General features: G+C 59.4%; 20 protein-coding genes. 10 read left to right on the forward strand and 10 right to left on the reverse strand.

All coding sequences use genetic code 11. From position 1 onward, the window contains the following. The 4 genes from EL217_RS06205 (at position 1) to EL217_RS06220 (ending at position 3905) form a co-directional block, all read left to right on the forward strand. Positions 1-930 (forward strand): ABC transporter ATP-binding protein, encoded by a 930-nt coding sequence (locus EL217_RS06205; RefSeq protein WP_126319077.1) that lies wholly within the window; start codon positions 1-3, stop codon positions 928-930. Positions 931-1015: 85 nt separating this feature from the next. Beyond that, complete coding sequence (locus EL217_RS06210) at positions 1016-1780, forward strand: ABC transporter permease (RefSeq protein ID WP_005279129.1); 765 nt, start codon at positions 1016-1018, stop codon at positions 1778-1780. 70 nt (positions 1781-1850) lie between these two features. Continuing rightward, the gene (locus EL217_RS06215; protein ID WP_126319079.1) at positions 1851-2879 is read left to right on the forward strand and encodes a COX15/CtaA family protein; all 1029 of its coding nucleotides are present in this window, start codon (positions 1851-1853) and stop codon (positions 2877-2879) included. A 57-nt stretch (positions 2880-2936) separates the two neighbouring features. Continuing rightward, positions 2937-3905: a quinone oxidoreductase family protein gene (locus EL217_RS06220; RefSeq protein ID WP_126319081.1), complete on the forward strand. Its 969-nt coding sequence runs from the start codon at positions 2937-2939 to the stop codon at positions 3903-3905. A 53-nt stretch (positions 3906-3958) separates the two neighbouring features. Here EL217_RS06220 and EL217_RS06225 read toward each other — a convergent pair whose 3' ends face one another. Beyond that, positions 3959-4903: a heme o synthase gene (locus EL217_RS06225; protein ID WP_005279123.1), complete on the reverse strand. Its 945-nt coding sequence runs from the start codon at positions 4901-4903 to the stop codon at positions 3959-3961. Positions 4904-5267: 364 nt separating this feature from the next. On the opposite strand from EL217_RS06225, the gene tkt reads away from it, so the two are divergent. The 5 genes from tkt to pgl all read left to right on the forward strand — a co-directional run bounded on the left by tkt (position 5268) and on the right by pgl (position 11851). Beyond that, complete coding sequence (tkt, locus tag EL217_RS06230; RefSeq protein WP_172596747.1) at positions 5268-7340, forward strand: transketolase; 2073 nt, start codon at positions 5268-5270, stop codon at positions 7338-7340. Positions 7341-7371: 31 nt separating this feature from the next. Then, positions 7372-8460: a transaldolase gene (tal, locus tag EL217_RS06235; RefSeq protein ID WP_023030708.1), complete on the forward strand. Its 1089-nt coding sequence runs from the start codon at positions 7372-7374 to the stop codon at positions 8458-8460. A gap of 99 nt (positions 8461-8559) precedes the next feature. Beyond that, a complete protein-coding gene (zwf, locus tag EL217_RS06240; RefSeq protein WP_126319085.1) occupies positions 8560-10092 on the forward strand; it encodes a glucose-6-phosphate dehydrogenase in 1533 nt (510 codons plus the stop codon). A 14-nt stretch (positions 10093-10106) separates the two neighbouring features. After that, positions 10107-11042, forward strand: coding sequence for a glucose-6-phosphate dehydrogenase assembly protein OpcA (locus EL217_RS06245; RefSeq protein WP_005279118.1), 936 nt, complete (start codon positions 10107-10109; stop codon positions 11040-11042). 47 nt (positions 11043-11089) lie between these two features. Continuing rightward, positions 11090-11851, forward strand: a complete 762-nt coding sequence (gene pgl / locus EL217_RS06250) for a 6-phosphogluconolactonase (protein WP_126319087.1) — start codon at positions 11090-11092, stop codon at positions 11849-11851. A gap of 123 nt (positions 11852-11974) precedes the next feature. On the opposite strand, the gene secG is transcribed toward pgl, so the two are convergent. The 4 genes from secG to gap form a co-directional block, all read right to left on the reverse strand. Beyond that, positions 11975-12211: a preprotein translocase subunit SecG gene (secG, locus tag EL217_RS06255; RefSeq protein WP_005279116.1), complete on the reverse strand. Its 237-nt coding sequence runs from the start codon at positions 12209-12211 to the stop codon at positions 11975-11977. A gap of 198 nt (positions 12212-12409) precedes the next feature. Then, the gene (gene tpiA, locus EL217_RS06260; protein ID WP_126319090.1) at positions 12410-13192 is read right to left on the reverse strand and encodes a triose-phosphate isomerase; all 783 of its coding nucleotides are present in this window, start codon (positions 13190-13192) and stop codon (positions 12410-12412) included. Between the two features lie 46 nt (positions 13193-13238). Further along, complete coding sequence (locus EL217_RS06265) at positions 13239-14456, reverse strand: phosphoglycerate kinase (protein WP_126319092.1); 1218 nt, start codon at positions 14454-14456, stop codon at positions 13239-13241. A gap of 129 nt (positions 14457-14585) precedes the next feature. Next, entirely contained in the window at positions 14586-15593 is a 1008-nt protein-coding gene (gene gap / locus EL217_RS06270; protein ID WP_023028837.1) for a type I glyceraldehyde-3-phosphate dehydrogenase, read from the reverse strand. A gap of 545 nt (positions 15594-16138) precedes the next feature. Here gap and EL217_RS06275 point away from each other — a divergent pair. After that, complete coding sequence (locus tag EL217_RS06275; protein WP_005279111.1) at positions 16139-17785, forward strand: L-lactate permease; 1647 nt, start codon at positions 16139-16141, stop codon at positions 17783-17785. A gap of 176 nt (positions 17786-17961) precedes the next feature. Here the strand turns inward: EL217_RS06275 and whiA are convergent, their stop codons facing one another. The 5 genes from whiA to EL217_RS06300 all read right to left on the reverse strand — a co-directional run bounded on the left by whiA (position 17962) and on the right by EL217_RS06300 (position 23643). Next, on the reverse strand, positions 17962-18939 hold the full coding sequence (gene whiA / locus EL217_RS06280) for a DNA-binding protein WhiA (protein ID WP_084538544.1): 978 nt from the start codon (positions 18937-18939) through the stop codon (positions 17962-17964). A 155-nt stretch (positions 18940-19094) separates the two neighbouring features. Beyond that, positions 19095-20072, reverse strand: coding sequence for a gluconeogenesis factor YvcK family protein (locus tag EL217_RS06285; RefSeq protein WP_023017457.1), 978 nt, complete (start codon positions 20070-20072; stop codon positions 19095-19097). A 23-nt stretch (positions 20073-20095) separates the two neighbouring features. Further along, positions 20096-20977 carry an RNase adapter RapZ gene (rapZ, locus tag EL217_RS06290; RefSeq protein ID WP_172596749.1) on the reverse strand — a complete coding sequence of 294 codons (882 nt, stop codon included), beginning with the start codon at positions 20975-20977 and terminating at the stop codon, positions 20096-20098. 44 nt (positions 20978-21021) lie between these two features. After that, complete coding sequence (gene uvrC / locus EL217_RS06295) at positions 21022-23091, reverse strand: excinuclease ABC subunit UvrC (RefSeq protein WP_126319094.1); 2070 nt, start codon at positions 23089-23091, stop codon at positions 21022-21024. A gap of 3 nt (positions 23092-23094) precedes the next feature. Then, positions 23095-23643: a PH domain-containing protein gene (locus EL217_RS06300; protein ID WP_005279101.1), complete on the reverse strand. Its 549-nt coding sequence runs from the start codon at positions 23641-23643 to the stop codon at positions 23095-23097. Positions 23644-23667: the final 24 nt, after the last annotated feature.

The raw sequence follows: 23667 nt of genomic DNA on the forward strand, positions 1-23667 counted from the left end.
GTGAATGCAATTCCAGCTGAAAGCCCCGCCCTGTCCTTGGATGGTGTGGTAAAGAAATTTGGCCCCACGGCAGCCGTCAATGGGCTCAGCCTGAGCGTTGCACACGGCGAAATATTTTGCCTGCTCGGCCCCAATGGTGCTGGTAAATCCACCACCATCGAAATGTCTGAAGGCTTTATCCACCCCACCGCCGGATCCATTAAGGTCTTAGGCCTTGATCCCAGCACCGAGCCAGATAGGGTGCGCGAAAAGGTGGGAATCATGCTGCAAGGCGGCGGTTCTTATTCCGGCATCCGCGTGCTAGAGATGTTGGAATTGACCGCGCGCTATAACGCCAATCCTCTACCGCCGGAATGGCTGCTCGAAACCTTGGGCCTGCAAGGCGTTGCGCGCACGCCTTATCGGCGGCTTTCCGGCGGGCAGCAGCAGCGGCTATCGCTCGCGCTCGCGGTCATCGGCAGGCCCGAGCTGGTGTTCCTCGATGAACCCACCGCGGGCATGGACGCCCAATCCCGGCTCGCCGTGTGGGATTTGATCCGCGCCCTGAAGCGCGACGGGGTCACCGTGATATTGACCACCCACCTGATGGATGAGGCCGAATCGCTGGCAGATCACATCGCCATCATGGATCACGGCGCGCTCGTGGCGCAGGGAACCCCAGCAGAACTTACCTCCCAGGGCGAGAGCGCCGGGTTTAGTTTTAGCGCCAACTCCGCAGTTGACCTGGACGCCTTGCAGCGAATTGACATCCCCACGACCGCCTCGCGGCCGCTGCACTACAGGGTGAGCCAGCCCAGTTCGCCGGAACTAATTTCCGCCCTCGCCGCCGAGCTCGCCCGCCAAGGCGTGCTTTTGCGAAGCCTGGAATCCCACCACCGGAACCTCGAGGAAGTATTCCTCGACCTCACAGGCAGGCACTTGCGCAGTTGATAAAACCCTGTGTCCTGTCTTCATCCTAAAATCACCAGTACCTACAATCGCCACTTCAAATTTTTCAAGGAATAGGCCCCCGATTATGAGCGCAACGTTTTCCCCCGGCACCTTCAGCCCGGCACCCAAACGAGCGAGTGCGGGCGCCATCATCTTTGCCCAAGGCGGCATGGAGGCCAAGCTCATGCTGCGCCACGGGGAGCAACAATTGCTCAGCATCATTATCCCGCTCGCCATCCTGATTGGGACCGCCCGCCTGGAATCATCCACCGGGCATGGGCTGCACGAGGTCTTTCCCATGGTGCTCGCGGTGGCGGCAACCTCGGCTGGTTTTACCGGGCAAGCCATCTCCCTCGCCTTTGACCGCCGCTACGGGGCCTTAAAGCGCACCGGCGCCTCCGGCGTACCGGCGTGGGCGATCATCGGCGGCAAGATTATCGGCGTGCTGACGATGGTGGTATTCCAGATTCTCGTGCTCGGTGCCACGGCCTTTGCCTTGGGCCTGCGCATCAGTGCGCCCGGCATCCTGCTCATGATCGTCTCGCTCATTTTCGGCGTCGCCGCCTTTACCGCCATGGGTTTGGTGCTTGGCGGCACCCTTAGCTCTGAGGCCGTACTAGCGCTGGCTAACCTCATTTGGTTTATCCTGCTGGCGATCGTCGGCTGGGCCCTGTATTCCCAGGGTTTGGGCGATAATGGCCTGCTCAACATCGTGCCCACCGTGGCGCTAGCGGGCGCGCTTGCCGATGCCTCCAATTCCACCTTTCCTGGCATCGAGCTCATTTCCTTGACCGCGTGGCTAGCGGTGGCGTCGTATGCGGCCGTTCGTTGGTTCCGTTTCGACGGCTAAATGTGAGTTATACCCAGTTCCCCGCGAAATAGAGCCAAAGGTTTCGGCTCGCCACACACCCCCTAGTAAGATGCACCTTGTGAATTACTGGACCAGAACTAAACGCTTTTTTAAAGAAGCCGTCCCTACCGTGGAGCAACAGCGCCTCATCGCGCTGATCCTGATCTTCTGCCAAGGCGGCATCACCGTATCTGGTTCCATTGTCCGCGTCACTGGCTCCGGCCTGGGCTGCCCCACTTGGCCCCAATGTCAGCCTGGTTCCTTGGTACCGGTAGAAGGCGCCGCGCCGGCAATCCACCAGATCATTGAGTTTGGTAACCGCCTACTCACTTTCGTCGATTCCGCCGCAGCAGGCGCGGCAGTCATCGCCATGTATATGGCGTGCCGCCGCCCTGAGCTCAGGGTCTATGCATGGCTCAACGTGGCCGGCATCGTCCTGCAGGCCGTCATCGGCGGCATCTCCGTGCACCTGGATCTGCGCTGGTGGTCCGTGGCGCTTCACTTCCTGCCTTCCATGGTGCTGGTGTGGCTTGCCTGCATGCTGTATGCCCGCATCAAAGAACCCGATGATGGCACCGCCCAGCCGCGGTTCCCGCAGGCAATTCGCATTATCGCCGTCATCGCGACCATCGCCCTATCGGTTGTCCTGATTACCGGCACCATGGTGACCGGTTCCGGCGTGCATTCCGGCGACTCCGGAGTGGGAATGGAAGGCCGCTTGGATGTGGATACCGAGTCCATGGCCATCGCCCACGCCATGTGCATGTACGTCTACCTCATCTTTACCGCCATCACCGTCTTCCTGTTGTACAAGCACCGCGCGCCGCAGGAGACCAAGAAGGCCGGGTGGGTCCTTATCGTCTGCATCCTCATCCAGTGGGCCGTGGGCGTCTTGCAGTTCTACCTGGGCGTGCCTCGGTGGACGGTCCCCTTCCACATCGGTATGTCCGCCGTGGTCACCGGCTTTACCGCCCTGCTCTGGGCACACGGGCGCCACCGCGTCGGCGGCACGCCAGACCTCATCTCAGGCTCTCCCGCAGGCGACGATAAATACGCCGTTCGCCAGCAATCACTAAATGAGGAACGCGCCGCCGTCTAGGATTTAGGCAGCACCATTTTTCTGCAGCTAGTGGGCGTTGTGGGATAGCATGGCCTTATGCATGCTATCCAGATCACAGAAACGGGCGGGCCGGAAGTCCTGCGCTACGCCGAGGTTCCTGCGCCCACGCCTAGTGAGGACGAAGTCTTAGTCGATGTCACCGTGGCGGGCGTGAACTATATCGATACCTACTACCGCGAGGGTATCTATAACGCCCAGACGCCTTTTATCCCTGGTTTTGAGGGAACGGGGCGCGTTGTCCACGATCCCAAGGGGGAAATTGCGGAAGGCTCCCTGGTGGCATGGCACCACGCCTTTGGCTCCTATGCCGAGCAGGTCTGCGTCCCCCGGAACGGCCTTGTCGCTGTACCGGATGATTTCCCCACCGAGATCGCTGCCTCCATGCTGCTACAAGGCATGACCGCCCACTTCCTTTCCCACGGCGTGTATGAGCTTGGTAAAGGCGCCACGTGCCTCATCACCGCTGGTGCGGGCGGTGTGGGCCAACTGTTGACCCAAATGGCTTCCTCTTTGGGCGCAACTGTTTATACGGTCGTTTCCACCGATGAAAAGGAAGAGATCTCGTACAAGTGCGGCGCCGACCACGTCTTCCGTTACAGCGATGGTCTGGGCGAGCAGGTTCGCCGGTTTAATGGCGGACGGGGCGTCGATGTGGTCTATGACGGCGTGGGCCAATCCACCTTCTTCGAATCGCTCGAGGCCGTTCGCCCGCGCGGCACTGTTGCACTCTTTGGCGCCGCTTCTGGCCCTGTTGAGCCCATCGATCCGCAGCTGCTCAATAAGCATGGCTCCATCTTCTTGACCCGGCCTTCGCTCGGCGCGTGGACGGCGCAAGAGGGCGAATTCCAGATGCGCGCGCAAGCGGTCGTCCAGGCCGTGATGGACGGAGACCTCAAGTTCAACGTATCGGCCTCCTATCCCTTGGAAGAAGCAGAGCAGGCCCACCGCGACCTACAATCGCGCAGCACCACCGGTTCTATTGTTCTGCGGGTAAAGCAGGATTAAGACAAAAAGAAGCGCGAGCCACGAAGGCTCGCGCTTCAGCGTGCTACCGGGATTTAGAACAGGGTGGCGGACCAACCAAGCATCCGGCCGATTGGCTCCCAACCTATGACGGCATCGATGGACAGGCCAATAAAGAGTACCGACAGGTAGTTATTTGAATAGATAAACAGGCGCATGGGTTTTACCTTTGCGCCTTTCTTTACGCCTTGGTGCAGGCGGATGGCTAGCCATAAGAAGACCGCGCCAGAAGTTACGGCGGCAATGAGGTAAATCCACGATGCCGCGGGGACGATCAGCAGCGTGACGATGACCGTGCCAACGGAATACCACACGATTTGGCGGGTTACTTCTTGTTCCGTCGCCACGACCGGCAGCATCGGCACCCCGGCCTTGCGGTAATCTTCCTTGTATTTCATGGCCAAGGCCCAGGTATGTGGCGGGGTCCAGAAAAAGATAATGAGGAATAGGACTATTGCCTGCCACCAGCGGTCGGGCTCGCCCGCTGGCGCGTTATCGCGGATGACTGCCCAGCCCACCATGGCCGGCATGCACCCTGCTAAACCGCCCCACACGATGTTTTGGGCATTGCGCATCTTCAAAAACTTGGTGTAGACGAAGACGTAGAAAAAGTTCGTGAGGATGACGAAGAACGCGGCCAACCAAGAATTGGCCAGGATTCCCAGCCAGAGCACCGACACCACGAGCATGATCCAGGCAAAGATCGCCGCGTTCCGCTTCGAAATCGTGGCGCGCACAAGTGGGCGCGCGCGGGTGCGTTGCATCTTCTGGTCAATTTCATAATCGACCACGTTATTAAAGGTATGGGCGGCCGCAGCGCCCATCCATCCGCCGAAAATGGTGGAAATGATGAGCCAGATATTCTCAGAAACCGCCTCAACGCCCCGTTGCGCTTGGAGCATCGCCGGAATTGCGGCCACGAGGAGGAGTTCAATAATCCTCGGCTTCGTTAGCGCAAAATAGGCCTTGATGGTCTCCAAGGAATTCCTCCACTATCTGAACAGACGTTGATCTACAGCACACACGCTACACAGTGCGCTATGCCCACGGTGTAGTGGTCGCACACTCCGGCACAAAAGTTCCGGAGAATTAATTCACACTATGGCTTACATATAAAATGCGCTACACATGGATCGTAGCAATGCAGCGGAAACGCAGAGAGTAACTAATGCTGTGCCGTACACCGCTTAGCCATGCCAGCTTACCGGTTCCCCGCAGCTTTCAATAATTCCGCACCGCCGTCAAAAAAGTAACTAGACTGTGTGGAGTTCAGTAATAAACGCCTAGATTTAAGCGAGGCCTTATACCGTGTCGAAAGATAATTTGTCCCCAGACCTGCAAGCTATGGTCGAGCGCCGTTATCCGGACGACTGGACAGACACCGATACTCGCGCGGTCGACACTGTGCGCGTGCTTGCTGCCGATGCCGTCCAAAACTGCGGCTCCGGGCACCCAGGCACGGCGATGTCGCTGGCTCCCCTCGCCTATACGCTCTACCAGCGCGTCCTCAATCACGACCCCAATGACGTGAAATGGGCCGGCCGCGACCGCTTCGTGTTGTCTGTCGGCCACTCTTCCCTGACCCTGTACATCCAGCTTTTCTTGGGTGGGTTCGGCTTGGAGATGAAAGATCTCCAGCAGCTGCGCACCTGGGGCTCTCTCACCCCGGGCCACCCTGAGGTGCACCACACCGATGGCGTGGAGATCACCACCGGCCCACTCGGCCAGGGTCTGGCATCATCTGTAGGCATGGCCATGGCCGCCCGCAAGGAGCGCGGCCTCTTCGATCCTGAGGCACCGGTCGGCCAATCCCCCTTTGATCACTACGTCTACACCATTGCCTCCGACGGCGACCTGCAGGAAGGCGTTACCGCTGAGGCATCGTCTTTGGCTGGCACCCAGAAGCTGGGCAACCTGATTGTCTTCTGGGATGACAACCGCATTTCCATCGAGGATGACACCAATATCGCCTTCAATGAGGACGTCGCTGCGCGCTATGAGGCATACGGTTGGCACGTCCAGACCGTGGAATCCGGCGAGGACGTCGTTGCCATTGAAGAGGCAGTGCGCAATGCCCAGCAGGAAACGGAGCGCCCCTCCTTCATCCGCGTGAAGACGGTCATTGGCTACCCTGCCCCGACCAAGATGAACACCGGCGGCGTGCACGGCGCGGCGCTTGGCGATGACGAAGTTGCCGCCACCAAGGAAGTCCTCGGCTTCGACCCAGAAAAAACCTTCCACATCGATAATGAGGTCTTGGCCCACACCCGCAAGCTGCGCGAGCGCGGCGCCAAAAAGCACGCGCAGTGGCAAGAAAAGTTCGACGCGTGGGCGGCGGACAACGCCGAGAATAAGGCGCTCTTTGACCGCATGAGCGCCCGCGAATTGCCGGAGAGCTTCGATGCCGAGCTCCCCGTATGGGAGCCAGGCGATGCGATTGCCACCCGTAAAGCCTCTGAGGCGACCATCCAGGCGCTGGCTGCTGCCTTGCCGGAAATGTGGGGCGGCTCGGCCGACCTGGCGGGTTCCAATAACACCGTGATTAAGGGCGCGGATTCCTTCGGTCCTGAAAACATCACCACCAATAAGTGGTCCGCGCAGCCTTATGGCCGCAACCTCCACTTTGGCATCCGCGAGCACGCGATGTCCGCCATCATGAACGGCATCGCCCTCCACGGAAATACCCGCGTGTATGGCGGTACCTTCCTGATCTTCTCCGAATATCAGTACCCAGCCGTGCGCCTCGGCTCGCTGATGTCTACCGATACTTACTACGTGTGGACGCACGACTCTATTGGCTTGGGCGAAGACGGCCCTACCCACCAGCCGGTAGAAACCCTGTCGGCCTTGCGCGCCATTCCGAACCTGTCTGTAATCCGGCCTGCCGATGCCAATGAAACCGCACAGGCCTGGGCCGCAGCGATGGAATACAAGGCAGCCCCGAAGGGACTTGCGCTTAGCCGCCAGAACCTCCCTATTTTGGAAGGCACCAAGGAAAAGGCACGCGATGGCGTTCGCCGCGGCGCCTACACCTTGGTCGAAGGCTCCAAGGACGAGCCCGATGTTATCTTGCTGGCCACTGGCTCGGAGGTACAGCTCGCGGTGGAGGCAGCCAACCAGCTCGAAAGCGAAGGCACGGCAGCCCGCGTGGTATCGGCGCCGTGCTTGGAGTGGTTCGACGAGCAGGACGCAGAATACCGCGAATCGGTCCTGCCCAGCAGCGTGAGAGCCCGCGTTTCCGTCGAAGCCGGCCTCGCTCAGGCCTGGCACAAGTACACCGGTACTTTCGGCCGCAACGTCTCCCTAGAGCACTACGGGGCCTCCGCTCCCGGCGACGAGCTCTTCGAAAAGTTTGGCTTTACCTCTGCTGCGGTTGCCGATGCTGCACGCGAAAGCATCGCCGAAGCCCAAAGCTAAGCCCACCTCACCGACGCTAAAAGGAATGACTATGAACAACATTTCTGAACTTGCCCAATTGGGCACCTCCACGTGGCTCGATGATCTCTCGCGCCAGCGCTTGGAATCTGGAAACTTGAAGGAGATTATTTCCTCCAAGTCCATCGTGGGTGTGACCACCAACCCGGCTATCTTTGCCACCGCCATGACCAGCGGCACGGCCTATGACGAAGACCTGGCAGCCTTGAAGGAGAAGAACGCTTCGGCCGATGAAGCCGTCTACTCCCTGGCAATTACGGACGTACAAAACGCCTGTGACCTTTTTGCCGATATTTATGCCGAGTCCGACGGCCAGGATGGCCGCGTATCCATCGAGGTGGATCCGCGCATCTCCGACGATGCCGCGGCAACCCTCAAGCAGGCCCGCGAACTGTGGGACCAGGTGGACCGCCCCAATGCGATGATCAAGGTCCCGGCTACCAAGGGCTCCCTCCCCGCTATCGAGGATGCCTTGGCAGAGGGAATCAGCGTCAACGTCACCCTGATCTTCTCGGTCGCCCGCTACCGCGAGGTCATCGCCGCATTCCAGGCTGGGCTCAAGCGCGCAGCCGAGGGTGGCAAGGACGTCACCAAGATTCACTCGGTCGCATCGTTCTTCGTCTCCCGCCTGGATACGGAAGTGGATAAGCGCTTGGAAGCTATCGGTTCCGATGAGGCCCTGTCCTTGCGAGGCAAGGCCGGTGTCGCTAACGCGCAGCGTGCCTACGCCCTCTTCCAGGAAGAATTGCTCGGTGACAACAACGGCCTCCCAGAAGGCGCGCCCATTCAGCGCCCGCTGTGGGCTTCTACCGGCGTGAAGAACCCTGACTACCCAGCAACGCTGTACGTGACCGAGCTGGCTGGCCCGCACACGGTAAATACCATGCCGGAAAAGACCATTGATGCGGTCCTGCAGGAGGGTGGTTTCCACGGCGATACCCTCTCCACTGCCGGCGAAGAAGCCGAGAAGGTCTTCTCCCAGCTCGAATCGGTGGGCATTGACCTAGAAGATGTCTTTGCAGTCCTGGAGCGCGAGGGCGTCGATAAGTTCGTCGCCGCGTGGAATGACCTCCTTGATTCCCTCAAACAACGACTCGCGTAAACTACGACCGTGGTCCTAGCCCCGCCGGATAGCCGGCGGGGCATTATGCCGCCACTAGTTGAAAGACTACATAGCTTTTCCCTCCAGGAAGGATAATCCGTGACGGACTCAGCCGCTTGGGTCAATCCCTTGCGTAATGCCGCCGATAAACGATTGCCACGCATCGCGGGCCCCGCGGGCATGGTCATCTTTGGTGTGACCGGCGATTTAGCTTTCAAAAAGCTCCTGCCGGCCATCTATGACCTTGCCAGCCGCGGTCTCTTGCCCGCTGGCTTCACGCTCGTCGGCTATGGCCGCAGGGACTGGGATAACGCGGACTTCTGCGATTATTTTCGCAGCGCGGTAGAAGCCGGCGCCCGCACTGACTTTAACCACGACGTGTGGGAGCACTTATCCCAAGGAATCGAGTTCGTGCAAGGTTCCTTTGATGATGAGGGCTTTGACAGGCTTTCTGCGCGGTTGGCCGAGCTGGATAAGGCCCGCGGTACGGGAAGCAATTGGGCATACTACCTTTCGGTGCCGCCAGAGTTCTTCTCCGATATCTGCCACCAGTTGGAACGCGTGGGCATGGCCAATTCCATGGAGGACTCGTGGCGCCGAGTGATCATCGAAAAGCCCTTTGGCCACGACCAGGAATCCGCGCGCGAGCTCAATGAGATCGTCAACGCGGTCTTCCCAGAATCGGCCGTCTTCCGCATCGATCACTACCTGGGCAAAGAGACCGTGCAAAACATCATGGCGCTGCGGTTTGCCAACCAGATTTTTGAGCCGATGTGGAACGCGCACTATATCGACCACGTGCAAATCACCATGGCCGAAGATATTGGGCTTGGCGGTCGCGCTGGCTATTATGACGGAATCGGTGCGGCCCGAGACGTCATTCAGAACCACCTGCTGCAGCTGCTCGCCCTCGTGGCAATGGAAGAGCCTTCTTCCTTCGAGCCGGAGGCGCTGCGCGCTGAAAAGGTCAAGGTGCTGCGCGCTACGCAGCCGGTCCATCCGCTCAATAAAACCACCGCCCGTGGTCAGTACACCGCCGGCTGGCAGGGCTCGGAATACGTGAAGGGCTTGCGCGAGGAGGAGGGCTTCGATCCCGCCTCCACCACAGAGACCTATGCGGCGTGCACGTTGGAGGTCAATTCGCGGCGTTGGGGAGGCGTGCCTTTCTACCTGCGCACGGGCAAGCGGCTGGGGCGTCGCGTCACCGAGATCGCCTTAGTCTTCAAGGCCGCGCCGAACCAGCCTTTTGTCGATGGCGAAACCGATGCCCTTGGCCAAAACGCCGTGGTTATCCGCGTTCAGCCCGATGAGGGCGTGACCATGCGCTTTGGCTCAAAGGTGCCTGGTTCCACCATGGAAGTCCGCGATGTAAACATGGACTTCGCCTACGCCGAGGCATTCACCGAGGAATCTCCCGAGGCCTATGAGCGCCTCATCTTGGATGCCCTCCTCGATGAATCATCGCTGTTCCCCACCAATGAAGAAGTCGAACTTTCGTGGTCGATTTTGGATCCGATCATCGATTACTGGTCCAAGCATGGCGAGCCCGAAGATTATAAGGCGGGCACATGGGGGCCCACCACAGCCGATAAGATGCTGCGCCGCCGGGGTCATTCCTGGCGTCGCCCGTAGAAGGGACGTAGTCAATGATTATTCCATTGCCTAATACCACCACCGGTGAAATTGCCAAGAAGCTTGTCGATGCCCAGGAGCACTACACCCGCACCACCGGCCGGGTGCTCACCCTGATCGTGGAGGCACAAGAAGGCGACGATCTGGAACAGATCCTTTCCTCTGTGCGCGATGCCTCTCATGAGCACCCCTCCCGCGTGCTCGTCGTGGTCCCCGGAGATCCGAATTCTGATACCCAGCTCGATGCCCAGCTCCGCGTCGGTGGCGAGGCCGGTGCCTCCGAGACCGTCGTCATGCAATTGCACGGTGCGCTCGCGGATCAAGCCGAGTCCGTGCTCACACCGCTCTTGCTGCCGGATACCCCGCTGGTCGCGTGGTGGCCAAACCTGTGCCCGCAGGTTCCCTCCGAAAGCCCCGTGGGCAAGTTAGCGCAGCGCCGCATCACGAATGTGGCGCATAAAGGCACCGTGGGTGAGCAGGATCTGCGCGCGCTTTCTCATGGCTACTCCCCCGGCGATTCCGATATGTCCTGGGCCTCCATCACCTTGTGGCGCGGCGTCGTCGCATCGGCGCTCGACCATCATCCCCATGAAAAGGTGCAATCGGTAGAGGTCGCCGGCCCCGCCGGGCATCCGGCACCTAACTTCGCTGCGGGGTGGCTGCTTGACCGCCTGAGCGTCCCAGTACAGCGCATGGCCGAGGAAACCAATAGTGACTATTTCCCGGTTACCCACCTGCGCTTTAACCGGGAGACGACCCACGTGGATGTGGATGTCGTGGACGAGCGCACCGTGCGGGTGCGCGTGCCTGGCACGCCAGACTCACTGGTCAGCTTGAGCCCGCGCACGCAAACCGAAATCCTCTCGGAGGAATTGCGGCACCTCGACGCCGATAAAACTTATGCTCAGGCGCTGCGTGCTCTGGGAGAAGTAGACTACAGTAAGCTTTAATAGCGCACTTGCTCATACCGATTCTTTGCAAAGGATTCTGATACCGAATGGTAACGCTTCACCGCGTCAGCGATGTAGATGACCTTATTTCCCAAGCCGCACTCAAATTCATTGAGACCATCGCCGGTATTCAGGCCGGCAACGGTGGCCTCCATGGTGACGGCGTGGCAAGAGTCGTACTAACTGGCGGGGGCGCAGGAATTGGGCTGCTGCACGAGCTCGCGCGCTTGGACTTCGCCGCACAGCAGCAAGGCGAGAACTACCCCGCCTTGCGCATCGATTGGTCCCGCGTGCACATCTTCTTTGGCGATGAGCGCAATGTCCCGGTCAGCGACCCAGATTCCAACGAAGGCCAAGCGCGTTCCGCGCTGCTCGATCACGTGGATATCCCAGATCAGAATATCCACGGGTTCGACCTCGGTGCGGTCTCCATGGAGGCGGCCGCCAATGCCTACGAGCCAGAGTTGAAGGACTTCGCGCCTTTAGGCTTCGACCTCCACCTTTTGGGCATGGGTGCAGAAGGCCACATTAACTCCATGTTCCCCCACTCTCCTGCCGTCCGTGAGCAGAAAGAACTAGCGGTACCGGTACACGATTCGCCGAAGCCACCCAGCGAGCGCATCACCCTGACGTTACCTGCGGTCAATAGGTCTGAGCGCGTCTGGCTCTTGGTCGCCGGGGAGGAAAAGGCCGCTGCCGCAAAAAGCATCGTGGACGGCGTCGACGCTGAAGAGTGCCCGGCCGCTGGTGCACAAGGGACGAAGGAAACGATCCTCTTCCTTGCAGACGATGCCGCCCAGGAGCTGTAAAGCCAGCAACGCCGGTACCTCGGTCCTTTCCCTTCTCTACGAAGGGTTATGTGACTGAAGTACCGGCGCTGTTTTGCGCGGTTGGCCGCCGCTAGTGGTTAGCGGTGGCCTGCCGCGTGCTTCCTAAGAAGCGTAGGCCTGGATAAGGTTAAGGCCAACGATGCAGGCCAACCAGATAATCACCATGACGACGGTATAGCGGTCTAGGTTCTTTTCCACCACGGTCGAACCGGACAGGTTCGATTGCACACCGCCGCCGAAAAGGCTAGACAGGCCGCCGCCTTTGCCCTTGTGTAAAAGCACAAAGATGGACATCAAAATAGCTGAAATTAGCAAAATGATTTCCAGTGCTAAGACCATGAGGTTCTTCCTTTTCTCAACGTGCGCCCAGTGGCACCTTCGATGTACTACCGAAAGTCACGTTAGCCACCGGCGCGAAGTACTTTCCGGCTTTGCCTACGCAAAGCAATCACAAGCGCCTACTGTACACCATGCCGCGGGCGGGGCTCACCCCAACCCGCGGCACAACAGTGACCTTGTGATGGTTGTTAACGCATGTTAACTAACGGCATTAGCGGCATTGGCGGCCAACTTGGCAAAGTCCTCTCCTACCAAGGAAGCACCGCCAATCAGGCCACCGTCCACGTCGGGCTTGCTGACGATATCAGCAACGGAGTCAACCTTCACGGAACCGCCGTACAGGATGCGGATGCCCTCGGCGACCTCGTCGCCTGCCAGCTCCTTGACCAAGCCGCGGATTGCAGCGCAGACTTCCTGCGCGTCATCAGCGGAGGCAACCTTGCCGGTGCCGATGGCCCACACGGGCTCGTAGGCGATAACCGTCTTGGATAGCTGCTCGGCGCTCAGGCTCTGCAGGGAATCACGGGTCTGGTTTACCACGTAGTCAACGTGGGTTCCGGCCTCGCGCACGTCGAGCGGCTCGCCCACGCAGACGATGGGGCTGATGCCATTCTCCAGGGCCGCTGCGGCCTTCTCAGCGACCAGCTGGTCGGTTTCGCCGTGGTATTCGCGGCGCTCGGAGTGGCCGACGACTGCCCAGCTGCAGCCCAGTTTGCTCAGCATCTGACCGGATACCTCACCGGTGTAGGCGCCGGATTCGTGCTTGGAGATGTCCTGCGCACCGTAGGTGATCTTCAGCTTATCGCCCTCAACGAGGGTCTGAATGGTGCGGATATCGGTAAATGGAACCATGTAGGCTACATCGACCTTATCGTAGTAATCCTCCGGCAGGGAGAAGGCAAACTTTTGAACGGAACCGATGGCCTCGATGTGATCGAGGTTCATCTTCCAGTTGCCAGCAATAAGTGGTGTACGTGCCATGATTGATCCTTTCTGTGTACGCCTATATTGAGCTAGTTCAGGCGGTTTATGCCTCGAGCACGGAAACGCCCGGCAGCTCCTTGTCCTCGAGATATTCGAGGGATGCGCCGCCGCCGGTGGAGATGTGGCTAAAGCCATCCTCGTCGAGGCCCAGGGTGCGCACGGAGGCTGCGGAGTCGCCGCCGCCGACGACGGAGAAGGAACCGTTGGAGGAGGTGGCATCGATAATCGCCTGCGCCACCCCAGCGGTGCCCTTGGAGAAGGCTTCCATTTCGAATACGCCCATGGGGCCGTTCCAGAATACGGTCTTGGAATCTGCCAGTACGTCGGCAAATTTCTCGACGGACTTGGGTCCGATGTCCAGGGACATCCAGCCCTCAGGGATGCCATCGAGCTCAACAACCTTGGTCTCAGCGTCTGCGGCGAACTCGCTGGCGGCGGTGAGGTCTACCGGAAGGACGATCTTGTCGCCGAAGCGCTCCAGCAGGCTCTTGCAGTTTTCGATCTGGTCCTCTTGCAGCAAAGACTCCTGAACGTTGTAGCCCTTAGCGGCCAGAAGGGTGTAGCACATGCCACCGCCGATGATGATCTTGTCGGCCTTTCCGGCAAGGGCTTCGATAACACCGAGCTTGTCGGAAACCTTTGCACCGCCCAGAACGACGACGTAAGGGTGCGCTGGATCCTTGGCCACGGTGGACAATACGTCCAATTCCTTTTCCACCAGCTTGCCGGCGTAGGCGGGCAGGCGCTTGGCGACGTCATACACAGACGTCTGTGCGCGGTGAACAACGCCGAAGCCGTCGGAGACGAAGGCGCCGTTATCGGCAGCCAGGGCGACGAGCTCGTCGGCGAATTCGCCGCGCTCTGCCTCATCCTTAGAGGTCTCGCGTGGGTCAAAGCGGACATTTTCTACCAGCATGACATCGCCGCTATTTAGTCCGTTGGCGCGCTCGTGGGCGTCTTCGCCGGTGACGTCGTTGGCCAAGGCAACGTACTGGCCTAGGGCCTCAGACAGCGCTTCTGCGACCGGAGCCAGGGAGTACTTGGAATTTACCTCACCCTTGGGGCGGCCGAGGTGTGCGGAAAGGATGACCTTCGCGCCGCCATCGACAAGAGCCTTGATGGTGGGAAGAGATGCGGTAATGCGGCCGGGATCGGTGATATTTCCATCATCATCCAGCGGCACGTTGAAGTCAGAACGAACCAGAATGTGGCGGTCCTCTACGCCTTCTTCTAGCAGGTTATCTAGGGTCTTAAAAGCCATGTGTTACTCCTTTTAAAGTGAACTCTGCAGTTGAGGTTCCTACATAAAAGGATACCGGCCACAACGTCGTGCCGTCAGGGGCGTTCGTTGTGGCCGGTATCGCATTAAGGGCTGCTCTGTATTAGAACTTTAGAGCTTTTCTGCAACCAAGTTGGTCATACGGACGAGCTGGGAGGTGTAGCCCCACTCGTTGTCGTACCAACCCAGCACCTTGACCAGGTTGCCGTTGGAGACCTTGGTCATGCCGGCATCGAAGATGCAGCCGTGCGGGGAGGTGACGATGTCGGTGGAAACCAGGGGATCCTCGGTGTATGCGAGGGTGTCCTTCAGCTCGCCTTCAGCTGCTTCCTTGAGTGCGGCGTTGATCTCCTCAACGGTGACGTCGCGGGAAGCGGTGAAGGTCAGGTCCGTTGCGGAACCGGTGATGACCGGAACGCGCATTGCGTAGCCGTCCAGCTTGCCTTCCAGCTCAGGCAGGACCAAGGAGACGGCCTTAGCTGCACCGGTGGAGGTAGGAACCAGGTTGACCGCTGCGGCGCGGGCGCGGCGCAGGTCCTTGTGAGGAGCGTCCTGCAGGCGCTGGTCACCGGTATAAGCGTGAACGGTGGTCATCAGGCCCTTTTCCACACCGAACTTATCATTCAAGACCTTGGCCATAGGAGCCAGGCAGTTGGTGGTGCAGGAAGCTGCGGAAATAACGTCGTGGTTAGCTGGGTCGTAAGTGTCGGAGTTAACACCGTAGACGAAAGTTGCGTCAACTTCCTTGCCCGGAGCAGAGATGATGACCTTCTTGGCGCCGGCCTCAATGTGAGCCTTTGCGTCGTTGCCGTTGGTGAACAGGCCGGTGGACTCGATAACAAGGTCCACGTCCAGCTCGCCCCACTTCAGGTTCTTCGGATCCTTCTCGTTGAAGACCTGGATGCGGTTGCCGTTGACGGTGATGGAGTCATCGTCGTAGGTAATCTCGCCGTCGAAGCGCCCCAGTACAGAGTCGTACTTCAACAGGTTAGAGAGAGTCTGGTTATCGGTCAGGTCGTTGACGGCAACGATCTCAAGGTCGTTGTCGGTCCGGTTAACTGCGTGGAAGAAGTTACGACCAATGCGGCCAAAGCCGTTAATGCCTACGCGGGTAGTCACTGTAAATCTCCTCAAAAAGTCGAGTAATAATTTCTATGGGCCTACCGCGGGTCCTTCGAGTACTTTACTGCTCTGGGTGAGTAAGGTGCCCGAGGCTTTGCCCAACAACCGCAATACTACAGAGCCTTTATAGCGCGTGCAGTGGGCTGCAAGGCTGCCAGAAAAGTATCTGAAAGTTTTCCGATCTAGGCGTACAATCTTCCCGAGTATTTTTGTTTCTCCCAAATTATCCGGCAGTTCAAGCCCGTTTAAGTTGGTTCTTGTGGACTTTACACCATTAATGTGTGATATATCACTGTACGGAGTATTCCGCTGCCTGCTCGCACACTGACTCCCCACAGAGACGGTGACATAAATTAACTTGGGCCAAATCACACGACCGCGTTTATGACGCGATATGCTTACGCTAACTCACTGTGTTCCAGGTAGCACTCGGGCATTCGCTCGGCGCTAGCTCTCGCCTGAAACGCGTGGGCAACTAATTTAAGTCCCCCGCAGACCGAATGCGCCTGCGATAGTACCCCCGTTAGAATCGAGGATACTCAATGTTTGAGATAAATACCTCTGTTGTGGGAGACAGTCTTGGGCTCACCGCGCTCGTGGCAATTCTCCCCCTCGTGGCTTTCTTCATTATGTTGATGGGCTTTAAAGCCCGTGCACATACTTCAGGAGCCGTTGCCCTTGCGACCTCCATCATCCTGGCCATAGTTGCCTTTTCGATGCCCGTGGATATGGCACTGTCCTCCGCGGTCCGCGGTGGGCTCTTCGGCCTCCTGCCCATTGTTTGGGTCATTATTACGGCGATTTGGTTTTACGAAATCACGGTCGCCTCGGGCCGCTTCGAAGATTTGCGTAAGACCTTCGACCTCTTAGGCGATGGCGATATCCGCATCCAGTCGATGCTCATCGCCTTCTGTTTCGGTGGCCTCCTTGAAGCCCTTGCGGGTTTCGGCGCCCCGGTGGCCATCACCGCCACCATGATTATGGCGCTCGGCGTCAAGCCGCTGCGCGCTGCGACGGTCGTTCTTATTGCCAATACCGCTCCGGTGGCATTCGGCGCGGTTGGTATTCCGGTCACCACCGCCGGTGAGGTTGGCGGACGTACCGCCGAGCAAACCCAAGATATCGCCGGCCTTATCGCCCTGCAGGTCTTGGTCATTGCCGCGATTGTTCCGTTCCTCATCGCATTCATCCTGGACGGCATGCGCGGCGTGAAGGAAACGGCGCCCGCCGCCGCGGTCATCGGCATTTCCTTTGCCGCCGCACAGTGGCTGACCGCCACCTTCTTTGCTTACCAGCTCACCAACGTTATTGCCTGCATCGTCTCCCTGGGTGCCGCCTTCATCTTCCTCCGCGTCTGGAAGCCACGCGGCGTCGCGCAGCTGCGCGAGCGCATGGAGCTGCCCGCCGCAGAAACGTCGACCGACCTCAATGGCCGCCGCATCTGGATGGCCCTGCTGCCCTACGCCGTCGTTACCGCCGTATTTGCCATCGCGACCGCAGCACCGGCGATCTTCGGCTTCTGGAAGCTGAAGTTCGCGTGGCCGCTGCTGGATGGCACCGTCATCGGCACCAACGGCGAGGCCATGGACACCAGCTTTAGCTTCAATGTCTTTGGCAACCCCGGTACCTTGCTCTTGCTCTCCGGCATTATCGTGGCCATTGTTTATCACTTCTGCAACGAAAACGGCCGCTACAAGCTCAGCTTCGCCCAACCCGTGCAAGCTTTTGGTGAAGTTGCCAACCGCATGAAGTTCTCCGGACTGACCATTGTCTTGGTCCTCGCTTTGGCCTACACGATGAACTACTCGGGTCAGACCATCGCCATCGGTGAATTCGTATCTTCCGCCGGTTCCATCTTCGCTCTCTTCGCTCCCGTGCTGGGCTGGATCGGTACCGCGGTGACCGGCTCCGATACCTCCGCGAACGCGCTCTTTGGCAACCTCCAGGTCGCCGCCGCTGACCGCATTGGCGTCAACCCTGACCTCATGCTGGCCGCCAATACCGCCGGTGGTGTTGTGGGTAAGATGATTTCGCCACAGTCCCTGGCCATTGCGGCAACCGCCGTATCCATGGAGGGCAAGGAATCCGTCATCTTGAAGAACGTCGTGGGCTACTCCATCGCGTTCTTGGCCGTTGTCTGTGTCATCGTCTTCTTGATGACCAACGTCTTGGGCTTCTTGGTCCCATAAGGCGGTCCCATAAAGCTTAGGCCGCCACCGGCTTTAAGCCCCTGCCCCCGCCTAGCACCAAATCATCCTCGGTGCTGGGCCGCGGCACAACACAAGGCGGGAAGGACAAGCACCTCAGTGCTGTCTCCTTCCCGCCTTTCGTGGTTCAAAGAGCCGGAGCCAATCGTACCCAGCGCCTAAGAGTCACCAAAAAGATCGTCCGAGATGGACTCGTTAGTATCGGGGATATCCAGTTCTTCGGCCCGCTTATCCGCCATGGACAATAGGCGCCGAATGCGCCCGGCCACCGCATCCTTGGTCATGGGCGGATCCGCCAGCCGGCCGAGCTCCTCCAAGGAGGCCTCGCGGTGCTGCACGCGCAGGCGGCCGGCATCGGCCAGGTGCTCGGGAACGTCATCACCCAAGATTTCCATCGCCCTATCCACGCGCGCCGCGGCGGTCACGGCGGCCCGTGCGGAACGGCGCAGGTTGGCATCATCAAAGTTATCCAACCGGCGCGATGTATCGTGCGCTTCGCGCTTTACCCGCTTCTTTTCCCAAGACAAGCGGGTCACCTGAGCGCCCATGCGGGTCAGCAGCGCGCCAATGGCATCGCCGTCGCGAACAACGACCCGATCCTCGCCGCGGGTCTCTTTTGTCTTCGCGGAAATCCCCAGGCGCCGCGCGCAGCCCACGAGTGCCAACGCGGCCTCTTGGCAGGGGCAGGTTACTTCCAGCGCCGAAGAACGCCCTGGCTCCGTCAGGCTGCCGTGGGCAAGGAAGGCACCCCTCCACGCGGCCTCGCTATCTGCCACCGTGCCGGAAATGACCTGCGGGGGAAGCCCCACCACGGCGTGACCGGAACGGGTGATCAGGCCCAGGCGGCGGGTTAGCTCCTTCGCTCCTTTGGTGATGCGCACGATGACGCGGGATTTCTTCGCCGTCCCCGCAGGGCCAACAACATGGCTTTCCGCTTCGATCCCGTAGAGCTCGTCCAAAGCCACGAGGATGCGCTGCGCAATAGCCTGGTTATCGAGCTCGAGCTCATAGGCCATGCTGTCCCCAGAGACGTCTACCTCTCCGGCAAAGCGCAGAATCGATGCGAGCTCCGCTGCGCGCGCGGACTGACGGGTTACGCCTACCGCCGCTAGTTCTTCTTTGACCTGTTCGGTCAACGGTGTGGTCACCTAGTTCGCCCCATTTCTCTGTCACAGTCACGAATGACGCTTGTGCAATGCACGGCCCCACGCACACCAACTACTGCGTGGGAAACTGAATTTTCTTATTTTACCGTGCCCCGCGCATTGAGGACTGGCTGGCCTGATTTTAATTAGGCCCGCCGGTACTCGTTATAAAGATCCACGATGACAGAAGAAAGTTTGTCTGGATCGTGTTTCATCAATCGCTGTCCATTGTCATCCTGAATGCTGACATCCGCAAATACCGCGCGCGCCCCCAAGGCTTGCGCGGCGCGCTGCACATAAACCCGTTCGCTCTCATTCGGCAGCGCTGCCGCATCCACCACGATGCGATCGATGCGCAAATTCGGTGCGTGACGGGCAAGAACGTGCACGTGGCGCTCCGCAGAAAAGCCTTGGGTTTCTCCCGGTTCGGCCGACAGGTTGAGCATGACGACGCGCAAGGCATTGGATTCAGAAATGGCCTGGACGATCTCTGGCACCAACGTATGTGGCAGCACGGAGCTAAACCAGGATCCCGGACCGATGGTAATAAGATCAGCTTGTCTAATGGCCTCCAGCGCGGCGGGATTGGCTTGTGGGGCTTCAGGCAGGATTCGCACGCGCCGCACATGCCCCGGCGTCGATGCCACCGCGACCTGGCCGCGGACCTGGCGCATGACCCGGGGGTCATCGTCAAGCCCTGAGACATCGGCCTCAATTTCTAGGGGATGCGGGACCACGGGGATGACCCGCCCGTGCGAGTGGGTAAGCTCCGCCACCGCGTCCAAGGCGGCCTGGTAATCGCCCAAAACCCCGGTCAAACCGGCGATCATGAGGTTGCCCACGGCATGGCCTGCCATAGCGCCATTGCCGCCAAAGCGATGCTGGAGGGTCTTGCCCCACAGCTCGCCTATCCGATTGTCATCGGCTAGCGCCGCCAAAGCCATGCGCAGGTCACCGGGTGGAATGATATCCAATTCCCGGCGCAGGCGCCCCGAAGATCCGCCATCATCGGCAACCGTCACGATGGCAGAAATATCCGCTGCATTGCTGCGCCGCGCGGATAAAAGGGTTTGATAAAGACCATGGCCGCCGCCAAGGCAGACCATATGAGAAGGGTGTTCCATACAGTTTTTAATGCTCCTCAGCCCTAATTGCGGGCGATATCCCGGTGCAAAATGCTGACGTCAAGGGTGTCATTGGCGCGCAGGCGCTTGGCGATGTCCTCAGCTACCGCAACCGAGCGGTGATGCCCGCCGGTACAGCCGACGCCCACGGTGATGAAGTTCTTGCCCTCGTGCCGGTATCCCTCGAGCATGGTGGAAAACATGGCGACAAAATTATCCACAAATTTCTGGGCGGCCGGTTGCGACAGGACATAATCGGCCACAGGCGCATCCGTACCGCGGCAGCCGCGCAGCTCCGGAATCCAGTAGGGATTGGGCAAAAAGCGTACGTCGACAACGATGTCGGCATCGCGCGGGGAACCGTTTTTAAATCCGAAGGATTCCACCGTGACGTGCTGGTTCGTATTCTGAAATTCGCCAAATGCAGCTTCGATAGCCCGGCGCAAGTCATGAATCGAGAGGTTCGTGGAATCGATGATGATATCGGAGCGATCCCGAATCTCCGCCACCGCTTGGCGTTCGCGTTGAATGCCCACCTTCAAGGTATCTTCGCCCTGCAAGGGGTGGGTGCGCCGCACAGAGTCGAAGCGACGGATGAGCACATCATCGCGGGCATCGAGGAAGAGCACGGTGGGCTTCATACCCAATGCCGTTAGCTCATCGATGGTCTCCATGAGGGACCCCGGAAACATGCGGGAACGCACGTCCGTTACCGCCGCAACCTTTTCAACGGGCGTTTCTTCCTGGTTGCACAATTTCCACAGGTCCACGATGGCGCGCGGCGGGATATTATGCGCCACGTAGTAGCCCTTATCCTCAAAAACCTTGGCGGCGGAACTCAACCCGCCGCCGGACATGCCGGTAATCAAGATGGGCGGAGTCTCGAAGTGCGTCATGCACACCAGTCTAGCGTTTTCGCGCTCTACACTTCTGCCAGAATGCTGCTTATTTACTGTGCGTCGTGCAACTTATCGTAGACGGTCTGAGCCAGCTTCGGCCCGAAGCCGTTGACCTCGCAGAGCTCATCCACCGAAGCAGCCTTGAGCTTTTTGACGGAGCCAAAATGCTTGACCAAATCCGTCCGGCGCTGTGGACCGAGACCAGGAATTGCATCGAGCGCCGAAGAGCGCATGCGCTTAGACCGTTGTTGCCGGTGGTAGGTAATGGCAAAGCGGTGCGCCTCATCGCGAATCTGCTGCAGCAAGAACAGGGCCTGGGAATTGCGCGGCAAAATCACCGGTTCATTATCGCCTGGCACCCAAATTTCTTCCAAGCGCTTGGCCAGCCCCACGAGGGTGACATCGACAATGCCCAGTTCATCGAATACCTCTTGCGCCGCGGCCACCTGGGGCGCGCCGCCGTCCACGATGAACAACTGAGGAGGATAGGCAAAGCGGCGGCCTGCCTCGGCGGATTCTTCCGCCACCTTTTCTTCCGCGAACGAAGACTCTTCCTTTTCCTCGTCTGGGTTCGCCAACTTATCTTGGTTGTGGCGCTTAAACCGGCGCCGCGTGATTTCTGCAATGGAGCCGACGTCATTGGAATGCCCGTCGCCGGCGGCTTCCTTGATGCGGTAGCGCCGGTAATCGGATTTCTTCGGGATACCGTCTTCAAAAACCACCAGGGAGGCGACGACATCGGTGCCTTGGATATGCGAAATATCGGTGCACTCAATGCGCAGCGGCGCTTGGTCCATTCCCAAAGCATCCTGGATATCCTGCAGCGCCGCAGACCGCGCGGTGAGGTCGCCCACGCGCTTCAGCTTGTGCTGGCGCAGCTGCTCCTTGGCGTTCTTCTCCACGGTATCCATAAGGGAGCGTTTATCGCCGCGTTGGGGAACGCGGAGATCGACGCGCGCACCACGCAGGTCTTCCAAGAGGGACACCACTTGTTCGGATTCCTCCGGCATGGCCTGGACCAGAATCTCGCGCGGGATGACGTGGACGTGGCGCTGTTCCATGTGCGATTCCTGGTCCACCCCGCGCCGTGGCACATCCGCAGCTAAAGCCGCATCTTCGCGGGCTTCTTGTTCTTCGCGCTCCACGGCATCCGAGTAAAATTGGATGAGGAAGTTTTGCACCAGGGCGGGCAAGGCGGGATCGGGTTGGCCCTCCTCAATGGGCTCAGAGGTTGCCTGGTCGCCGGCGCGTTCAACGACCCAGCCGCGCTGGCCGCGGATCCTGCCGCCGCGGACGTGAAAGATTTGGACGGCGGCTTCTAATTCATCGGAATTAAACGCAATCAGATCGGCATCGGTGCCATCGGCGAAGACAACCGCTTGTTGCTCCATAATCTTATCGATGGCCCCAAGGTCATCGCGCAGCCGCGCCGCGCGCTCAAATTCCAGGTTTTCGGCGGCAGCCTCCATGTCCTTGACCAGCTTGCGCCTAACGCCCGCCGTGTTGCCGTTCATGAACGAGACCAACTCATTGACGGTCTCGCGGTGTTCTTCCTTGCTTACCCGCCCGATACAGGGCGCATCGCACTTGCCGATGTAGCCCAAAAGGCACGGCCGCCCCAGCCGCTCATGCCGGTTATATACACCCTTTGAACAGGTGCGCATGGGAAAGACGCGGGTGAGTAGATCCAGGCTTTCGCGCACCGCCCATGCATGGGAATAGGGCCCGAAGTAGCGCACCCCCTTACGGCGGGGGCCGCGGTAGAAAAAGGCGCGCGGGACAACCTCTCCCACCGAGACGGCAAGCATGGGATACGTCTTGTCATCGCGGTACATGACGTTGAAGTGCGGGTCGAACCGCTTAATCCAGGTATATTCCAGCTGCAGGGCTTCAACTTCGCTGGCAACAACCGTCCACTCCACGGAGCTGGCGGTCAGCACCATCTGCCGCGTGCGCGGGTGCAGCTGCGTAATGTCTTGGAAATAATTGGACAAGCGCGCCCGCAGGTTTTTGGCCTTGCCTACGTAAATGACGCGCCGGTTCTCATCGCGGAACTTATAGACACCCGGCTCCGTCGGAATGGTTCCCGGGGCGGGGCGATAGGTTGTTGGATCTGCCAATGCTTAATCCTGCGGCATGTATTTGGCTTCCAGATCGCGGAAGTCACGGACTTTTGTGATCACGGTATCCTTATCGCCGGATTGCAATGCCCACACGGGCACGGCCTCAAACTCTGGCAGCTCAAGGCGGGCCATGCGCTGGCCGACGGGGAAAGACAGCCCGTAGACCACCTGCCACGGGTAAAAGCGCGTGCCGATGATATTGCGGACCTCTACCCCATCCTCATTGGCCTGCAACCGCGGCCGGTTCAGCGCAATCCAGGACAAGATGGAAATGACTACGCCCACACCGGGGAAAGCGAATTTATCGATGGTGGTCACGTGCGCGCCGGTAAAGGAGATATCGAGCGTGACACCCATGAAAATATGGATGGCCATGACTAGGATGACCCAGCCGATGGCGATCTTGCGCAAGAACGGGGACTTAGCGGTATATTCCCACGGCTTCGACGTGGTCCGTGCGAAGGGATCCGCGCTGGTATAGGCCAATACCTCTGCATCGCTGAGAGAGCGGCGCGGGTGGGATTCATTCGAGGCTGCGGCCTCATTCATGTGCTTTACTCCTCCGGAAGTCCT

Source organism: Corynebacterium segmentosum, from assembly GCF_900637825.1.
Lineage (GTDB): Bacteria > Actinomycetota > Actinomycetes > Mycobacteriales > Mycobacteriaceae > Corynebacterium > Corynebacterium accolens.